This window comes from Candidatus Nanopusillus massiliensis, from assembly GCF_920984865.1.
The window spans coordinates 552,047-552,349 of the sequence record NZ_OV100765.1 but is presented as its reverse complement, the minus strand read 5'-3'; positions in this window follow the sequence as shown (position 1 = coordinate 552,349).

The following is a 303-nucleotide window of genomic DNA, read 5'->3' as shown; positions in this document are numbered from 1 at the left end:
AGTTCTCTAATACTCCTAAGAATTTTCCATTATTATCTGTTACAATTATATCTTCCCCTTTTTTTATATATTCGANAATTTCTCCTATTTTTTATCCTTAGATATAAATACTGTCATTAATCTATATAATAAAAAACTTTTATAATGATTATTATTTCTTTTTTAGATTTTCTGGTATATTATATAGAGCTTCTGCAGGTGCTATGAAAAGGTATTTTCCCTTGACTTTTTTATTTTGAGGTCCTGGTTNATGAATTAACCAATATGTAACTCCAATTAAAATTCCTATTATTACAATAACTG